The following is a 16,029-nucleotide window of genomic DNA, read 5'->3' as shown; positions in this document are numbered from 1 at the left end:
TGACAACGCTGGTGACATGGCGAAGCGTCAATCGCGCTCGGGCGCGCCGAGCGGGAACAGCGGCCGGTAGGGTCTTGCTTCGTCGACCGCGCGGGCGAACGACGGGCGCGCCAGCAGGCGTTTGCGGTATGCGATCACGTTGGCGAACGACGGGCGCGCCAGCAGGCGTTTGCGGTATGCGATCACGTTGGCGAACGACGGGTCGATCCGATGCGTCCAGTCGGCGTAGAACAGGAACGGCGCGGCACCGCAGTCGGCGAGACTGAAGCGATCGCCCGCGGCCCACTCGCGCCTGGCCATCACGTTGTCGAGCCAGCCGTACGCGGTGTCGAGCATCGCGCGGGCTTCGGCGACCGCCCGCGGGTCGCGCTCCGCCTCGGCGCGCATGCTGTCGTAGACGATCTTCTGCTGCGGTGTCGACAGGTAGTTGTCGAAGAAGCGATCCATGCTGCGCACTTCCAGCGCGGCGCGCGGGTCGGCCGGCAGCAGCGCCACCGGCCCCGGATGGTGCAACCCCAGGTACTCGATGATGATGCTGGCCTCCATCACGGTCCGCTCGCCGTCCACCAGCACGGGAAAGCGCCGGATCGGCCAGAGCGCGGCGAATTCCGCCATCACTTGCGGGTCTTCGTGCGACAGCAGCCGCCATTCGAACGGCGTGGCGTTCTCGTACAGCGCGGTCAGGACCTTCTGGCAGTAGGACGAGAAGGGATGGGCGTAGAGCTTCAGGGTCATCGTAGTCACCTCGGGCGGTTGCGAAGGGCGTTGAGCGGCAGCGGCGTGGGCAGCCGGGCCGTTTATCTGACGACGAACGACGGTCACGCAAATCGACCGCCATCCGGCCGGGTTTAGATTCGCGATCCGGCACAACCCCCGTGCAATCCCCGCGCAATCCCGCGACGACCTATGCAAATTCAATCAGTTACGACAAAACGTCACAAAACTGCGAAGTAAGATGGTGTAACATTTGAAAAAATTGTAATCAAGGCCAAGCTTGCCGAAAACGTTTGGGCACGCGAACACATAACTACATCACCAGCCACACGGGGGCATCGAATGTCGACGATCAACACCACGTCTTCTGTCAACGCCGCGACGAACAAAGCAAAGGACCAGGTTTCGCAAGCCGCGCAGTCGATCATCAGCGGGTCGACCGGCAATTCGTCGCTGGACGTGTCGTCGCTGGTGTCCGCGCTGGTGAACGCGAAGACGGCCGGCCAAAGCACGGCGTTGACGGCCAAACAGACCCGCGACAACACCACGCTGTCCGCATTCGGCGCGCTGACATCGGCGCTGAACGCGTTGCAGGCGGCCGTCAAAAGTCTCGCGGACGGCACCACGTTGTCGACCTTCGCGGCCACCGCGAGCGGCAAGGGTCTCGACGCGAAAGCAGGCGCGGGCGCTGTTGCCGGCAGCTATTCGGTCGAGGTCAAGCAGATTGCGTCGGCGCAAAGCCTGTCGTCGGCGGCGTTCGGCAGCGATGCGAAACTCGGCACGGGCAAGCTGACGATCTCGGTGGGCGGCAAGTCGATGGACGTGTCGGTCGAAGAGGGCAACAACACGCTGTCCGGCATCGCCAACGCGATCAACAAGGCCGCCAACAATCCCGGCGTCACGGCCACGATCGTGACCGGCACCGGCGGCGCGCACCTCGTGCTGCGCTCGACTGTCAGCGGCGCGGCCAATACGATCAACGTGGCCGTGAGCGGCGTGCAGAACGACGCAGGCCTGTCGCGTCTCGGCGTGAATTCGACGCCGGGCACGAACGGCGCGGAGTCCACGATCGTTTCGTCAGACCCGAACAACGCATGGAAGCAGAGCGATCCCGCGCAGGACGCCGAATTCACCATCGGCGGGATCACGGCGACGAGTCCGAGCAACGCGGTGACGACGGCGATTTCCGGAATCACGCTGAATCTGTCGAGCGCCGCGGTGGGCACGACGCAAACGCTGACCATCGCGCCGGACACGACCGCGCAGAACACCGCGATCACGAACTTCGCGAATCTCTACAACACCGTCGTCACGACGATCAACTCGCTGTCCGCATACGACAAGACCTCGAAGACCGCGGGCGTGCTGCTCGGCGATTCCACGCTGAACACGATCAAGAACGATCTCGCGACGATCATCGGCAGTGTGGTGGGCTCGGGGAGTTCGGCGGTAGGACTGGGCTCGATCGGCATTTCGCTGAAGGGCGATCCGGCCGACGGCACACTGGTCGTCGACAACAAGGCGCTGAGCGCGGCGCTGGCCAGCAATCCGGCGCGGGTCGCCGCGGTGTTCAACTCGACCAACGGGATCGGCGCGAAGCTGACTACGAGCATCACGCAATTCACGCGGGTCGGCGGGATCATCGACACGCGCAACTCGGCGTTGAACGCCGACCTGAAGAGCATTGCCGCCCAGCAGACGAGGCTTGCCACGTACACGTCGCAGTTGACCAACCAGTATCAGGCCCAGTTCACCGCGCTCAACAAGCTGATGGCGACGATGAACAACAACTCGCAATATCTGACAGCGCTGTTCGGCGGCACGAACAGCGCGGGTGCGTTGGCGACCAACAAGTAACGAGGGTGTTGCTTTGAAACCGCGTGCTGCCCGCAGCAGGGCTGCGCGTGGTGTGCCGGATGGCTAATGCGGCAGGCGCACGTTGAAGCGGAACGTCGCGAGTCGCGCGAGCAGGATGAATGCGGTGGCCGCCAGCACGCTGTACACCGTATCGAAGTTCACATAGTCCAGCAGCACGTACAGCCAGCAGCCGACGAACGCGCATGTCGCATAGGGCCGCGAGTCGCGCAGGATCAGCGGCACCTCGTTGCACAGCACGTCGCGAATCACGCCGCCGAACACGCCCGTGGCGACGCCCATCAGCACCGACGTGAACCACGGCATCTGCGCGTCGTGCGCGATCGAGGTGCCGGAAATGCTGAACAGACCCAAACCCACCGCATCGGCGACGAGCAGCGCCCGTTCGGAGATCAGGCGCGAGGTCATCTTGAGCAGCATCGGTGCGAACAACGCCATCGCGAAGATCGCGATCACGTAGTCCTGATGTTCGACCCAGTAGAACGGCCGCCGCTCCAGCAGCACGTCGCGCAAAGTGCCGCCGCCGAAGGCCGTCGCGATCGCCACGAGGAACGTCCCCACCGCGTCGAGCCGCCGGGTGCGGGCTTCGATGAAACCGGATAGCGCGTACGCGAAAATAGCCAGCGCCTCCATGACGCTGAGCGCCAGCGTGAGCCGTGGATGCATCACCGGCGATCCGTCACGGCCTGGCGTGCGCGGGTAGCGCGCCCGGTTGCAACAGTACGACCACCGCGCCCGCGCCGCCGTCGTGCGGACGCGCCTGGCAGAACGCGATGACCTCGGACTTCTGCACGAGCCACGCGCGCACTTTGCCCTTCAGCACCGGCTCCTTGCCGATCGACCCGAGCCCCTTGCCGTGAATCACGCGCAGACAACGCAAACCGCGCTTCACCGATTCGCGGATGAAATCGGCCAACGCTTCGCGCGCTTCGTCGCGCCGCATGCCGTGCAGATCGATTTGCGCCTGCACGATCCAGTCGCCGCGCCGCAGTTTGCGCACGACGTCCTGACTGACGCCCGGCCGGCAATAGGACAAGGTCTCGTCGGTATCGAGCAGTACTTCGGGATCGAATTCGTCGGAGATGGCTTCGTGCAGCACGGCTTCTTCGTCGAGCCGGGTTTGCACGGGTAACGGCGGCGGGGGATTGCGCGGCAAGCTCGCGCGCGGCGGGACCGCTAATGGCGCGACTGCGCCGATCTCGCGGCGGAACAGATCGGCGTCCGCCGACGCTTCGCGCGCGGCCGCCGCGGTTGCCACGCGTTCGCGCTCGCGCCGCTGTGCATCGCCCTTCAGCGCGTCGCGAAGCGCGCCGAGTCCGGCCAGACCGGCGGCCGGTTCGAGCTTCCCTTTGACGGCGGGCGCCGCCGGCTCGGGAGCCTTCGCGATCGCGCGCGGGCGTTTCGGTTCGCTGGGGTGGGGCTGATTCTTCGGCATATCGGTAATACACGCTGAAAAGTAGATCGGTCGCGCGACGCCAACACCATGCGCCAGAACGCAAAAAAGGCCGCCGGCTTGGCAGCCGCGGCCTTTTCGGAAACAGACGGCCGGGCCAAGCCCAGCCGCCATTTTACCGTTGCGTCAGCGTGCGCCGAGCGGGGCTCTTGTGCACAGTGGCGCCGCGTTGGAAATTAACGCTCGGCTTCGGCGCTCATCACGTGCTCGCCGATTTCCTCGACGCTTTCCAGATAACGCTGCGCGTCGAGTGCGGCCATACAGCCGGTGCCGGCGCTGGTGATCGCCTGACGGTACACGTGGTCCTGCACGTCGCCCGCGGCGAACACGCCTTCCACGCTGGTGGCGGTCGCAAAGCCGTTCAGGCCGCCCTTGGTGATGATGTAGCCGTTCTTCATCTCCAGTTGGCCTTCGAAAATATCCGTGTTCGGCTTGTGGCCGATCGCGACGAAGATGCCTTGCAGCGCGATATCCGACGTGGCGCCCGTTTGCGTGTTCTTGATGCGCAGGCCGGTGACGCCGGACTGGTCGCCGGTGACTTCGTCGAGCGTGCTGTTCCACTTGATTTCGACGACGCCTTCCTTTTCTTTCGCCAGCAGACGGTCGATCAGGATCGGCTCGGCGCGGAACTTGTCGCGACGATGGATCACCGTCACCTTCTTCGCGATACCCGACAGATAGAGCGCTTCCTCGACCGCGGTATTGCCGCCGCCGATCACGGCCACGTGTTGTTGCTTGTAGAAGAAGCCGTCGCAGGTGGCGCAAGCCGACACGCCCTTGCCCATGAACGCTTCTTCCGACGGCAGCCCGAGGTATTGCGCGGACGCGCCGGTCGAGATGATCAGCGAATCGCACGTGTATTCGCCCGAATCGCCGATCAGACGGATCGGTTTTTCGTCGAGTTTGGCCGTGTGGATGTGGTCGAAAATGATCTCGGTGTTGAAGCGCTCGGCGTGCTCCAGGAAGCGCGTCATCAGTTCCGGGCCTTGCACGCCGTTCGGGTCGGCAGGCCAGTTTTCGACGTCGGTAGTGGTCATCAGCTGGCCGCCCTGGGCGAGACCCGTGATCATCACCGGCGCGAGGTTGGCGCGCGCCGCGTAGACGGCGGCCGTGTAGCCGGCGGGACCGGAACCGAGAATCAGAACTTTGGCGTGTTTCGTGGAAGTAGCGGGCATGATCGAATCCTTTTACGGCGCCCGGCTCGCCCATGCGAGGCCGCGCGACTTGAGCTGAAACTGTAGATGGGTATCAGTCCGGCATTATAAAGGGCGGGGCGCGGGCCTGCTCCATGAAGCTTTCCGATGGCCGCGATAGCGCCGCCGCGGGCGCTCGAGCGTGTGGATGTGGCCAATCGGCCAAGTTACCGTCATTTACAGCCTCCCGCGTGGCACTGCGTTTACAATAGGCCGGATCGAAGTTCCCGGCATACCGGATCGGGCCCGAAGCCGCGCGGGGCGAGGCTTCGGCCACGACGCCACGCGGGAATGGGTTACCCACGCAACAGGATCAATGGCAAAAGCTCCCTATTCCGCGAGCGCGCAGGCATTGCCGCACCGCATGTCGCGCCTCTTCACCGAAATCCGCTGGATCCTGCAGGTGGCGCTCGGCGTGTTCCTGCTCATGGCGCTCGTCAGCTACAGCCGCCGCGATCCGAGCTGGACGCATGCCGCTCAGGTCGACCACATCGCCAACTGGGCGGGCCGCGTCGGCGCGTGGACATCGGACATTCTGCTGCTGCTGTTCGGCTTCTCCGCATATTGGTGGATCGTGCTGCTCGGCCGCCATATCTCCGCGAACTACAAACGCATCACCCGTCACGAGGAACCGGCCGAAGACGCGCCGCGCGATACCACCTGGCTCGCGGACGCGTTCGCGTTCATGCTGGTGCTGCTCGCCTGCGACGGCATCGAGGCGTTGCGCATGTGGTCGTTGAAAGTGCAATTGCCGCGCGCGCCGGGCGGCGTGATCGGCGAGGCGGTCGCGCGCGGCATGTCGCATGCGCTCGGCTTCACCGGCGGCACGCTGGCGTTGCTGATCGTGCTCGCGATCGGTTTGTCGCTGTATTTCCGTTTTTCGTGGTTGTCGGTGTCGGAGAAGGTCGGCGAATCGATCATTTCGGCGGTCACTTTCGCGAAGCTGCGCCGTGAGGCGGGCCGTGACCGCAAGTTGGGCGAAGCCGCCGCGGTCAAGCGCGAAGGCAAGGTCGAGAAGGGCCGCGTGCGGATCGAGGAGCACGAGCCGGTGATGATCGTGCCGCCGGTCGTGACGCCGGCGAAATCGGAGCGCGTCGAGAAGGAGCGCCAGGTGCCGCTCTTCACCGATCTGCCGGGCGATTCCACGTTGCCGCCGATCTCGCTGCTCGACGCGGCGCCGGTCGCGCAGGAAACCATTTCCGCCGATACGCTCGAATTCACGTCGCGTCTGATCGAGAAGAAGTTGAAGGACTTCGGCGTCGAAGTGAGCGTGGTGGCCGCGTATCCGGGCCCGGTCGTCACGCGTTACGAGATCGAGCCGGCCACCGGCGTGAAGGGCAGTCAGATCGTCGGTCTTGCGAAGGATCTGGCGCGTTCGCTGTCGCTCGTGTCGATTCGCGTGGTCGAAACGATTCCGGGCAAGAATTTCATGGCGCTGGAGTTGCCGAACCAGCGGCGTCAGACGGTGAGCCTGTCGGAGATTCTCGGCTCGGCCGTCTATGCGGATGCCGCGTCGCCGCTCACGATGGGGCTCGGCAAAGACATCGGCGGCAAGCCGGTGTGCGCCGACCTCGCGAAAATGCCGCACTTGCTGGTGGCGGGTACGACGGGCTCGGGCAAGTCCGTCGGGATCAACGCGATGATCCTGTCGCTGCTCTACAAGGCCAGCGCCGAGCAGGTCCGCATGATCCTGATCGATCCGAAGATGCTCGAAATGAGCGTCTACGAAGGGATTCCGCATCTGCTGTGTCCGGTCGTGACCGACATGCGCCAGGCCGGCCATGCGCTGAACTGGGCGGTCGCCGAAATGGAGCGCCGCTACAAGCTGATGAGCAAGCTCGGCGTGCGTAACCTTGCCGGCTACAACAACAAGATCGACGAAGCCGCGAAGCGCGAAGAGAAGCTGCCGAATCCGTTCAGCCTCACGCCGGACGAGCCGGAACCGCTGACTCGCCTGCCGAACATCGTGGTCGTGATCGACGAACTGGCCGACCTGATGATGGTGGTCGGCAAGAAGGTCGAAGAACTGATCGCGCGGATCGCGCAGAAAGCGCGCGCGGCCGGCATCCATCTGATTCTCGCGACGCAGCGTCCGTCGGTGGATGTGATTACCGGCCTGATCAAGGCCAACGTGCCGACGCGGATGGCGTTCCAGGTGTCGTCGAAGATCGACTCGCGCACGATTCTCGACCAGCAGGGCGCGGAATCGCTGCTCGGCATGGGCGACATGCTGTACCTGCCGCCGGGCAGCGGGATGCCGGTGCGCGTGCACGGCGCGTTCGTGTCGGATGAGGAAGTGCACCGCGTTGTCGACAAACTCAAGGAACAGGGCGAGCCGAACTATATCGAGGGCATTCTCGAAGGCGGCGTGACGGGCGAGGGCGACGAAGGCTCCGCAGGCGCGGGAACCGGTTCGGGCGACGGCGAGTCGGACCCTCTGTACGACCAGGCGGTCGACGTCGTGTTGAAGAACCGCCGTGCGTCGATTTCGCTGGTGCAGCGGCATTTGCGCATCGGCTATAACCGCGCGGCGCGTCTGCTCGAGCAGATGGAAAACTCGGGCGTGGTATCGGCGATGTCGTCGAACGGCAATCGCGAGATTCTTGCGCCGGCGCGCGAGGCGGAGTGACGCTCGGCGGCGGGGTTCGCGGTGTGGAATGTGCCGCCGAGGTTCGCTCAGCCGCCTCGCGCGGTTTTCCGTGTGATTCAGCCCATAAGCCACGATAAGCCACAATAAGCCACGTTTAAGGCTCGGCGCTTAAGCTGCCGGTTATCGGGCGCGGGGCGCCGGGTTTGAGGCTCTTGCGGGGTTTCGCGGCGCGGGCTTGCCGGACGCGGTCTACGCAGTAATCGCAACGATCGCCACGACCGCACAACACATTCAATCAAGGGAGAAAACTACATGCAGCTATTCGCGCAGCAGAACGCTCAATCCAACCGCTTCGGCCAACTTGCTCGCAAGCTCACGCGCGGTGCGGTCGGCGTGGCGCTTGGCGCGTCGGTGCTGGTGGCATCGCAGGCATTCGCGAGCGGCACCGAGCAACTGAAGGCGTTTGTCGCGCAAGTGCATTCGGCGCGCGGCACCTTCGTGCAGCAGGAAGTGCGCGCGCCGAGCAAGGCGCAGGCCGCGAGCGGCGCGCTGTCCACCACCGGCGCCGGCAAGACCGGCACGTCGAGCGGCACGTTCACGTTCGCGCGTCCCGGCAAGTTCATCTGGCAATACGAGAAGCCTTACGCGCAGCTTCTGCAAGCCGACGGCGACAAGCTCTATGTGTACGACAAGGACCTGAATCAGGTCACGGTGCGCAGCCTCGGCGGCGCGCTCGGCGCGAGTCCTGCCGCGATCCTGTTCGGCAGCAACGATCTGGACAAGAACTTCACGCTTCACGACGCGGGCGTCAAGGCCGGCATCGACTGGCTCGAACTGACGCCGAAGGCGAAAGACACGCAGTTTCAGCGCGTCGGTATCGGCTTCAAGGACGGCAATCTCGAAGCGATGGAATTGCACGACGTGTTCGGCAACGTGACGCTGCTGACGTTCTCGAACATCCAGAAGAATCCGCCGCTGCCGGCCGATGCGTTCAAGTTCACGGTGCCGAAGGGCGCGGATGTGATCAACGGCTAAGCTTGGTCAAGGTGGTTGGCCGCGAGATCGGCAGGGGAGGCCACGCAGGTTTCCCCGTCGTATGAGTTGAAAAGGCCCGCAACGAAAATGCGGGCCTTTTTTCAAGCTGTCGAGACTTTCGCGATTTACGCGTAAGCCGTCTTTCTCGCCGACACGAACACCAGATAACACACTGCGCCGATCACCAGCGCCGGCAGCGTCGCGCCGAGATTCGGCAGCCATTGATTGATCGCCTGATACGCGACGATGCCGATCGCCCACGCGACAAACGCGCTCAGATGCCAGCCGCCCGAGAAGCCATAACGGCCGCGCACGTCGGCGAGCGCAGCGGCTTCGATCCGACGTTTGCGCACGATGAAGTGATCGACCAGCACCACGCCGAACAGCGGCGCGAACACCGAGCCGATCAACAGCAGGAAGTTCTGATACTTCGCCATCGGCACGAGCAGCGCGATCAACGTGCATAGCGCGCCGAATGCCGCCGACAGCATCGGCACGCTGCCGCGCGTCCAGAACGTACCGGTCGATACCGCGGCCGAGTGGATGTCGGCGAACGCGTTGTCGACTTCATCGATCAGGATCAGCAGCAGCGCAAGACCGCCGCCCGCTTGCGCCAGCGCGCCGGTCAGAAGCGCGTCGCCGCCGCCTGCGGCGAGGCCGTAGATCGCGCCCAGCGCATAGAACCAGAGGTTCGCGATCCCATAGCCGAGCAAGGTGCCGCGAAAAGTTTCGCCGGGACGCCTTCCGAAGCGCGTGTAATCCGCGATCAGCGGCAACCACGACAGCGGCATGGCGACCACCAGGTCGATCGCGCCGCCGAACGACATCTCGCCCGTGCCGGGCCGACGCATCAGTTCGGCCAGATTGTGCGCGGCGAGCAGATTCCACGTGAGCCACGCGGCGCCCGCAAGCAGCAGCCAGATGCCCCATGTGCGCAGGAAACGCCGCACGAAAGAGAGCGGGCCGCTGATCGCCAGCAACGTGGCGAGCAGACCGAAGACGACGGTCCAGATCAGCGGCATCGAGAGGCCGAACGATTGTTTGGCGAGCGCGTCGGCGGAATCGCGCATCACGATCACCTCGAACGAGCCCCAGCCGACCAGTTGCACCGCGTTCAGCACGGCGGGCACCGACGCGCCGCGCACGCCGAGCGTCGGCCGCAGCGACGACATCGCCGCGAGTCCCGTATCCGTGCCGACCACGCCGGCGAGCGCCAGCAGAACCACGCCGATCACGCTGCCGATCGCGATCGCCAGCAACGCGTGCGGCAACGACAGCCCCGGCACCAGCAGCGCGCCCGCCTGCGCGACCAGCAGGCCGATGCCGAGCGAGAACCAGAGCGCGAACGCGTCGCCGGTGCGGAACGCGCGGCGCGCGTCGGGTACCGGTACGAGCGGTGCGTAGGTGGAACCGGCGTCGCCGGCGAGTGGGTCTTGTGCCATCGAGTCTTGTCTCAGCGAAAGTTGCTTGCGATGTTAGGTGATTTTTTCGGACCCGAGCGCGGTTCGAGCGCGCGTTAGCCGATCGGCCAGGGGGTGTTCGGACGTCGTGGCTGTCATAATGCAGGACGTTGCCCGTGCGTTCGCGTGCGGGCGTGGCTCACCGGCAGCACGCCGCTTTCACACGGACCGCGTCCGGAAAAGCCGAGATTATCCCCAAAACGTCATGTTCGAAGAAACCCGTGCCAATGTTCCGCTCGCCGAACGCCTGCGGCCCCGCAATATCGACGAAGTGATCGGCCAGAAGCATCTGCTCGGCGCCAACAAGCCGCTCAGGGTCGCGTTCGAATCCGGCGAAGCCCATTCGATGATCCTCTGGGGGCCGCCCGGCGTCGGCAAGACCACGCTCGCACGGCTCATGGCCGATGCGTTTCATGCCGAGTTCATCGCGTTGTCGGCGGTGCTGTCGGGCGTGAAGGACATTCGCGAGGCCGTCGAAACCGCGCAGATTCATCGCGCGAATGGGCATCAGACGCTGGTGTTCGTCGACGAAGTGCATCGCTTCAACAAGAGCCAGCAGGACGCATTCTTGCCGCACGTCGAGTCGGGGCTGTTCGTGTTCGTCGGCGCGACGACCGAGAATCCGTCGTTCGAGGTGAATAGCGCGTTGCTGTCGCGAGCCGCTGTCTACGTGCTGAAAAGCCTGACCGACGAAGAACAGAACGAACTGCTCGAGCGCGCGCAGCAGGAACTCGGCGGCCTCACGTTCACCGACGAAGCCCGCGACGCGCTGATCGGTTCCGCCGACGGCGACGGCCGCAAGCTGTTGAACAACCTCGAAATCGTCGCGCGCGCGGCGTCGCAGCAGAAGACGACGGAAATCGACGGCGCGTTGCTCGGCAGCGCATTGGCAGAAAACCTGCGCCGCTTCGACAAAGGCGGCGACGCGTTCTACGACCAGATCAGCGCGCTGCATAAATCGGTGCGCGGCAGCAGCCCGGACGGCGCGCTGTACTGGTTCTGCCGGATGCTCGACGGCGGCGCGGACCCGCGCTACCTCGCGCGGCGCATCGTGCGCATGGCGTGGGAAGACATCGGCCTCGCCGACCCGCGCGCGGCCCGCATTGCGCTGGACGCCGCCGAAACCTACGAGCGCCTCGGCACACCCGAGGGCGAACTGGCGTTGGCGCAGGCGATCATCTATCTGGCGGTCGCGCCAAAGTCGAATGCCGGGTACAACGCGTACAACGAAGCGCGCCGCTTCGTCAGTAAAGACCAGTCGCGCGGGGTGCCGGTGCATCTGCGTAACGCGCCGACCAAGCTGATGAAGGAGCTCGGCTACGGTCACGAGTACCGTTACGCGCACGACGAACCCGATGCCTACGCCGCGGGCGAGACCTATCTGCCCGACAACATGCGCGATCCGCATTGGTACGAGCCGACGCCGCGCGGTCTCGAAGGCAAGATCGGCGACAAGCTCGCGCGTCTGGCCGAACTCGACGCGCAGTGGCGTAGCGAGAACAAGCCTAAAAAGGGCTGAAACTTTTGCGGCGGCGCGTGGCCGTCGGGTGGTTATTCCGCGCGCACCGACCATCAAACGCACCGGCCGCGCGTGCCGGTGCGCTAAAATCGCACCTTCACACAACGAACACCCGCCCCAATTCCATGCTCGACATCCAACTGCTGCGCAAAGACCTCGACGGCGTCGCCCAGCGCCTCGCCGACCGCGGCTATACCCTCGACGCGGCGGCTTTCACCGCGCTCGAAGCGGAACGCCGCGACACCCAGACTCGTACCGAAGAGATGCAGGCGCGCCGCAACAGCCTGTCGAAGCAGATCGGCGGGATGAAGGGGCGCGGCGAGGACACGTCGGCGCTGATGGCCGAAGTGGGCGGTATCGGCGACGAGATGAAGGCGTCGGCGGCGAAGCTCGACGAGATCCAGAGGCGTCTGTCCGACCTGCTGCTCGGCGTGCCCAATCTGCCGCACGAAAGCGTGCCGGCAGGCAAGGACGAAACCGGGAACGTGGAAGTGCGCCGCTGGGGCACGCCGCGTCAGTTCGAATTCGAGGTGAAGGATCACGTCGACGTCGGCACGCCGCTCGGGCTCGATTTCGAAACCGGCGCGAAGCTGTCGGGCGCGCGCTTCACGATGCTGCGCGGCCAGATTGCGCGTCTGCACCGAGCGCTTGCGCAGTTCATGATCGACACGCATACGCAGCATCACGGTTATACCGAGGTGTACACGCCGTACATCGTGAATCCGGAGATTCTGTACGGCACCGGCCAGTTGCCCAAATTCGCCGACGACATGTTCCGCGTCGAGAAGGGCGGCGAAGAAAACACGGTCACGCAGTATCTGATTTCGACGTCCGAGATTTCGCTGACGAACACGGTGCGCGACAGCATCGTCGAAGGCGACACGCTGCCGATCAAGCTGACCGCGCATTCGCCGTGCTTCCGCTCGGAAGCGGGTTCTTATGGCCGCGATACGCGTGGTCTGATCCGCCAGCATCAGTTCGACAAGGTCGAGATGGTGCAGATCGTTGCGCCTGAGGCTTCGTACGACGCGCTGGAAGAGATGGTCGGTCATGCCGAGGCGATCCTGCAAAAGCTGGAACTGCCGTATCGCGTGATCACGCTGTGTACGGGTGATATGGGTTTCTCTGCCGCGAAGACTTATGACCTCGAGGTTTGGGTGCCGGCGCAGAACACGTATCGCGAGATTTCCAGTTGCTCGAATACCGAATCGTTCCAGGCTCGGCGCATGCAGGCGCGTTTCCGTAACGCGCAGGGCAAGCCGGAACTGGTGCATACGCTGAATGGTTCGGGGTTGGCGGTTGGCCGTACGCTCGTGGCTGTGCTTGAGAATTTCCAGAATGCCGATGGCTCGGTGACGGTGCCGGCGGCGTTGCGTCCTTATCTTGGCGGGTTGGAAAAGCTGGAAGTGAGCGCGGCCTGATTATTAGTCAGTTGCGGTCGATCTCGACGAGCCTTCGTCAAATTTTTTTGGCGAAGGGCTTGGAATTCGGATTCAGCTGTTCTATAATCTTTCTCTCCCAAGCAACGACCCGCTTGGATCTGACGAAACAGCGTAGGAAAGATTTTAAGCGCTGCGAGTTGGAAGACCCGGAAAGGTGGCAGAGTGGTCGAATGCGCTGGACTCGAAATCCAGTGTACCTTTAGGGGTACCGTGAGTTCGAATCTCACCCTTTCCGCCAAATTTAAAACCCCCGCAGAACGGAAGTTCTGCGGGGGTTTTGCTTTGTGGGATTCATTCTGATGCGAGCGCGCATCGCAGACTGCGTTCGCCGAATCGTCGTTGTGATTACTCTCTCATACGGTAAAAAAATTAAACGAACCGGATAATTCGACAATTTTTTGTTGTATTCTTCAGTAGAGAGCTGAGGAGAGGGCTGTGATCCATTCGTTGGAAATAGAGAACTTCATGTCTGTGCGTGACCATCAAGTTATCGACTTGAAGGTCGGCTCAGCCGTTTCTGACTGTCCCGAACGATATGCGGAGACTTGGGCAGGGTCTGGGCAACGAGTTCCGAAAGTCGTCGCCTTCTTCGGAGCGAACGCGGCCGGTAAATCCACGGTGCTTCGTACGCTGCAATATCTGTCGTGGTTTGTGAAAGACAGTTTTCAATACGGCGCGGGAAACTCTCTTCCCTTTGAACCGTTTTGGGACAAATCGTCGGAGGGCGCACCGGTGCGCCTGGCATTGGAATTCGCCGGACCGGAAACTTTCCACTCAGGATCTCAACCGGGGATTAGTTTCGTAAGCGAAGCACGTTGCCGATACATCTACGAGCTAAGCCTGCAACTCGTTGAAGGTCGCCGGACCGTGTTGAGCGAGAGCTTGCATTTTTGGCCCAGTCGAGCCAAACGTCGCGTTCGTCTCTTCGAACGTGACGCGACGGGAGATGTAGCCGCGGCCCAAGAGTTTGAGCTAGCAAGTCATCGTGCTGTACTCAAGAAAATTCTGCGTGATAACGCCAGTGTTATCGCAACATTGGCGCAACTGGACCACCCGCCCTCACTCGCACTCAGGCAAGCTGCCGGGAAGTTTTCGTCGAACATCTTTATGGAAAAGTTGCCGATCAATGAGATCGCAATGCTCCAGTACTATCAGGCAAACCCGACTATGTTGGCATCAGTCAACATCGATCTGGCGAGCATTGATTTAGGTGTCCGATCGATGTCTATTGTTCAAGGTAGCAATGGCCCGGCCGCGACATTCCAGCATGAAGGCCTGTCGCGCGACGTCCCGTTACTACTCGAAAGCCATGGCACGCGTCAATTCCTGCAAATCTATCCCTATTTGGCCCACGTTCTGCAATTCGGTGGAGTAGCGGTCATAGACGAACTCGATCTCGCAATTCATCCCCGTGTTCTGCCCGAAATTCTGCGCTGGTTTTATTCACCGGAGCGCAACCCCAAAAGCGCGCAGTTGTGGATGACTTGCCAAAATGCGTCTCTGCTGGAAACTTTGACAAAAGAAGAGATTTACTTCTGTGAGAAGGACTCAACTGGCGGCACATCAATCTATGCCTTGAAGGATATTCAGGGGGTGCGACGGGTCGACAACTTCTATCGCAAGTACATGGGGGGCACGTATGGTGCAGTGCCGACTATTGGATGAGTGGGTCAAGACGCAACAGAATCCCGCAAAGAAAACGCATTTTTATCGGCTGCGAGGGTGAAAGCGAGCGAAGTTACACCGCGCTTCTTCAGCAATTGCTCGGGAGCCACGCCGAGTTCCATCTTGTCGCTGAGGTATTGAACGGCGGCGATCCACTGGCGCTTCTCGAATCCGCGGAAAAAGCCTTACGTCGAGACCGGGCGCTCGCGCGGGATCCATTTTTTCAGCGCTTTGTAATCCTTGATTCGGACCTCCGAGGACGATCTGCTCATCGAGATGAATTGTGCTTACGCATCGCCAGAAACTTGGGCATCCATCTGATCTGGCAAGATCCGTGTCATGAGGCGGTATTACTCCGACATCTGCTCGACTGCGAGCGAAGGCGCCCGCCTACAAGCAGGGAAAGCGAGGAGCAACTCCGGGCAGTGTGGCCAACCTACGTCAAAAATTTTGGAAGAGATAGACTCAGCGAGCGAATTGACGTCGCAGCGCTTCTGAGAGTGCACCGGGAGGAGCCGGAACTCGCCATCCTGCTCCGGCTGATCAAGCTTGTTGAATGAGCGCTCGACGATTGCCAGAGGTCGTTCGACTATCGGAAAAATGGCGGCGTGAGCCGCCATCGTCAGCCCCAATGTTGAGTTTTGGGGGCCGGTGGTCGACTCAGCGAGCCGACCGGATTGCTTTTAGTTCGCCACTGCCTTAGCCATCCATTCCCCCGCCAGCATTCCGCGATACAAATCCACATCGATCTGTGCACGCTGCTCCGACTGACCAGCAATTCCTTCCAGCGCCTCGACCAGCAGCGCATTGTCCTCAGCCGACCAGCCGCCAACCCGAATCGACTGCGCGATCGCTGCCAGCCGTCCAAACTGCTGCACGTAAAAATCCCCAGCGCTAGCCGCTGCATCAAGCAGGCCTTTGATGAATTCATCACGCGAACGGGGTTTGGAAAAAGAAGAGGGGATATTCGAAAACATAGAAGCGCTCCTGATGGATGGACCCAAAGCGCCCGCATCCGCTGTCATTCGGGTGAGCGGGCACAAGACAAGGTGACAGACCGGCATCCATCAACCGGCAGACCCC

At 62.7% G+C, this 16,029-nt stretch carries 13 protein-coding genes and 1 tRNA gene; 8 read left to right on the top strand and 6 right to left on the bottom strand.

Going from position 1 to position 16,029, the window contains the following annotated elements; all coding sequences use genetic code 11:
- Positions 1–27: 27 nt before the first annotated feature.
- A complete protein-coding gene (locus tag PQQ51_RS22170; RefSeq protein ID WP_408498964.1) occupies positions 28–735 on the bottom strand; it encodes a glutathione S-transferase family protein in 708 nt (235 codons plus the stop codon).
- Between the two features lie 321 nt (positions 736–1,056).
- Between PQQ51_RS22170 and fliD the strand changes: the two genes are divergently transcribed.
- The gene (gene fliD, locus PQQ51_RS22165; protein ID WP_408498963.1) at positions 1,057–2,571 is read left to right on the top strand and encodes a flagellar filament capping protein FliD; all 1,515 of its coding nucleotides are present in this window, start codon (positions 1,057–1,059) and stop codon (positions 2,569–2,571) included.
- Between the two features lie 63 nt (positions 2,572–2,634).
- On the opposite strand, the gene PQQ51_RS22160 is transcribed toward fliD, so the two are convergent.
- From PQQ51_RS22160 to trxB, 3 genes are all read right to left on the bottom strand, one after another.
- Entirely contained in the window at positions 2,635–3,255 is a 621-nt protein-coding gene (locus PQQ51_RS22160; protein WP_408498962.1) for a trimeric intracellular cation channel family protein, read from the bottom strand.
- Between the two features lie 13 nt (positions 3,256–3,268).
- Positions 3,269–4,024 (bottom strand): Smr/MutS family protein, encoded by a 756-nt coding sequence (locus PQQ51_RS22155; RefSeq protein ID WP_408498961.1) that lies wholly within the window; start codon positions 4,022–4,024, stop codon positions 3,269–3,271.
- 194 nt (positions 4,025–4,218) lie between these two features.
- Positions 4,219–5,217, bottom strand: a complete 999-nt coding sequence (gene trxB, locus PQQ51_RS22150; RefSeq protein ID WP_408498960.1) for a thioredoxin-disulfide reductase — start codon at positions 5,215–5,217, stop codon at positions 4,219–4,221.
- Positions 5,218–5,551: 334 nt separating this feature from the next.
- On the opposite strand from trxB, the gene PQQ51_RS22145 reads away from it, so the two are divergent.
- Together PQQ51_RS22145 and lolA are read left to right on the top strand one after the other, a co-directional pair.
- On the top strand, positions 5,552–7,864 hold the full coding sequence (locus PQQ51_RS22145; RefSeq protein WP_408498959.1) for a DNA translocase FtsK: 2,313 nt from the start codon (positions 5,552–5,554) through the stop codon (positions 7,862–7,864).
- Positions 7,865–8,137: 273 nt separating this feature from the next.
- Positions 8,138–8,860, top strand: a complete 723-nt coding sequence (gene lolA, locus PQQ51_RS22140) for an outer membrane lipoprotein chaperone LolA (RefSeq protein WP_408498958.1) — start codon at positions 8,138–8,140, stop codon at positions 8,858–8,860.
- A 125-nt stretch (positions 8,861–8,985) separates the two neighbouring features.
- Here the strand turns inward: lolA and cytX are convergent, their stop codons facing one another.
- Positions 8,986–10,302 carry a putative hydroxymethylpyrimidine transporter CytX gene (gene cytX / locus PQQ51_RS22135; RefSeq protein ID WP_408498957.1) on the bottom strand — a complete coding sequence of 439 codons (1,317 nt, stop codon included), beginning with the start codon at positions 10,300–10,302 and terminating at the stop codon, positions 8,986–8,988.
- Positions 10,303–10,525: 223 nt separating this feature from the next.
- On the opposite strand from cytX, the gene PQQ51_RS22130 reads away from it, so the two are divergent.
- The 5 genes from PQQ51_RS22130 (at position 10,526) to PQQ51_RS22110 (ending at position 15,506) form a co-directional block, all read left to right on the top strand.
- Positions 10,526–11,839 (top strand): replication-associated recombination protein A, encoded by a 1,314-nt coding sequence (locus PQQ51_RS22130; protein WP_408498956.1) that lies wholly within the window; start codon positions 10,526–10,528, stop codon positions 11,837–11,839.
- 125 nt (positions 11,840–11,964) lie between these two features.
- Positions 11,965–13,260, top strand: a complete 1,296-nt coding sequence (serS, locus tag PQQ51_RS22125) for a serine--tRNA ligase (RefSeq protein ID WP_408498955.1) — start codon at positions 11,965–11,967, stop codon at positions 13,258–13,260.
- A gap of 169 nt (positions 13,261–13,429) precedes the next feature.
- Positions 13,430–13,519, top strand: a tRNA-Ser gene (locus PQQ51_RS22120).
- A 197-nt stretch (positions 13,520–13,716) separates the two neighbouring features.
- Positions 13,717–14,946, top strand: coding sequence for an AAA family ATPase (locus PQQ51_RS22115; protein WP_408498954.1), 1,230 nt, complete (start codon positions 13,717–13,719; stop codon positions 14,944–14,946).
- Positions 14,943–15,506 (top strand): RloB domain-containing protein, encoded by a 564-nt coding sequence (locus PQQ51_RS22110; protein WP_408498953.1) that lies wholly within the window; start codon positions 14,943–14,945, stop codon positions 15,504–15,506. The genes PQQ51_RS22115 and PQQ51_RS22110 overlap by 4 nt, the downstream gene beginning before the upstream one ends.
- 123 nt (positions 15,507–15,629) lie before the next feature.
- Here PQQ51_RS22110 and PQQ51_RS22105 read toward each other — a convergent pair whose 3' ends face one another.
- Complete coding sequence (locus PQQ51_RS22105; RefSeq protein ID WP_408498952.1) at positions 15,630–15,923, bottom strand: hypothetical protein; 294 nt, start codon at positions 15,921–15,923, stop codon at positions 15,630–15,632.
- Between the last annotated feature and the right edge of the window lie 106 nt (positions 15,924–16,029).

The organism is Paraburkholderia xenovorans (assembly GCF_046030735.1).
In the GTDB taxonomy this organism is placed as follows: domain Bacteria; phylum Pseudomonadota; class Gammaproteobacteria; order Burkholderiales; family Burkholderiaceae; genus Paraburkholderia; species Paraburkholderia xenovorans_A.
This window is presented reverse-complemented; position numbering and strand designations above follow the sequence as displayed.

Excerpts from the sequence above, each read along its gene's own strand:
- PQQ51_RS22160 (WP_408498962.1), bottom strand. The coding sequence starts at position 3,255 with ATGCATCCACGGCTCACGCTGGCGCTCAGCGTCATGGAGGCGCTGGCT.
- PQQ51_RS22145 (WP_408498959.1), top strand. The coding sequence starts at position 5,552 with ATGGCAAAAGCTCCCTATTCCGCGAGCGCGCAGGCATTGCCGCACCGC.
- lolA (WP_408498958.1), top strand. The coding sequence starts at position 8,138 with ATGCAGCTATTCGCGCAGCAGAACGCTCAATCCAACCGCTTCGGCCAA.
- PQQ51_RS22110 (WP_408498953.1), top strand. The coding sequence starts at position 14,943 with ATGAGTGGGTCAAGACGCAACAGAATCCCGCAAAGAAAACGCATTTTT.
- fliD (WP_408498963.1), top strand. The coding sequence starts at position 1,057 with ATGTCGACGATCAACACCACGTCTTCTGTCAACGCCGCGACGAACAAA.
- serS (WP_408498955.1), top strand. The coding sequence starts at position 11,965 with ATGCTCGACATCCAACTGCTGCGCAAAGACCTCGACGGCGTCGCCCAG.
- trxB (WP_408498960.1), bottom strand. The coding sequence starts at position 5,217 with ATGCCCGCTACTTCCACGAAACACGCCAAAGTTCTGATTCTCGGTTCC.
- PQQ51_RS22170 (WP_408498964.1), bottom strand. The coding sequence starts at position 735 with ATGACCCTGAAGCTCTACGCCCATCCCTTCTCGTCCTACTGCCAGAAG.
- PQQ51_RS22130 (WP_408498956.1), top strand. The coding sequence starts at position 10,526 with ATGTTCGAAGAAACCCGTGCCAATGTTCCGCTCGCCGAACGCCTGCGG.
- cytX (WP_408498957.1), bottom strand. The coding sequence starts at position 10,302 with ATGGCACAAGACCCACTCGCCGGCGACGCCGGTTCCACCTACGCACCG.
- PQQ51_RS22155 (WP_408498961.1), bottom strand. The coding sequence starts at position 4,024 with ATGCCGAAGAATCAGCCCCACCCCAGCGAACCGAAACGCCCGCGCGCG.
- PQQ51_RS22105 (WP_408498952.1), bottom strand. The coding sequence starts at position 15,923 with ATGTTTTCGAATATCCCCTCTTCTTTTTCCAAACCCCGTTCGCGTGAT.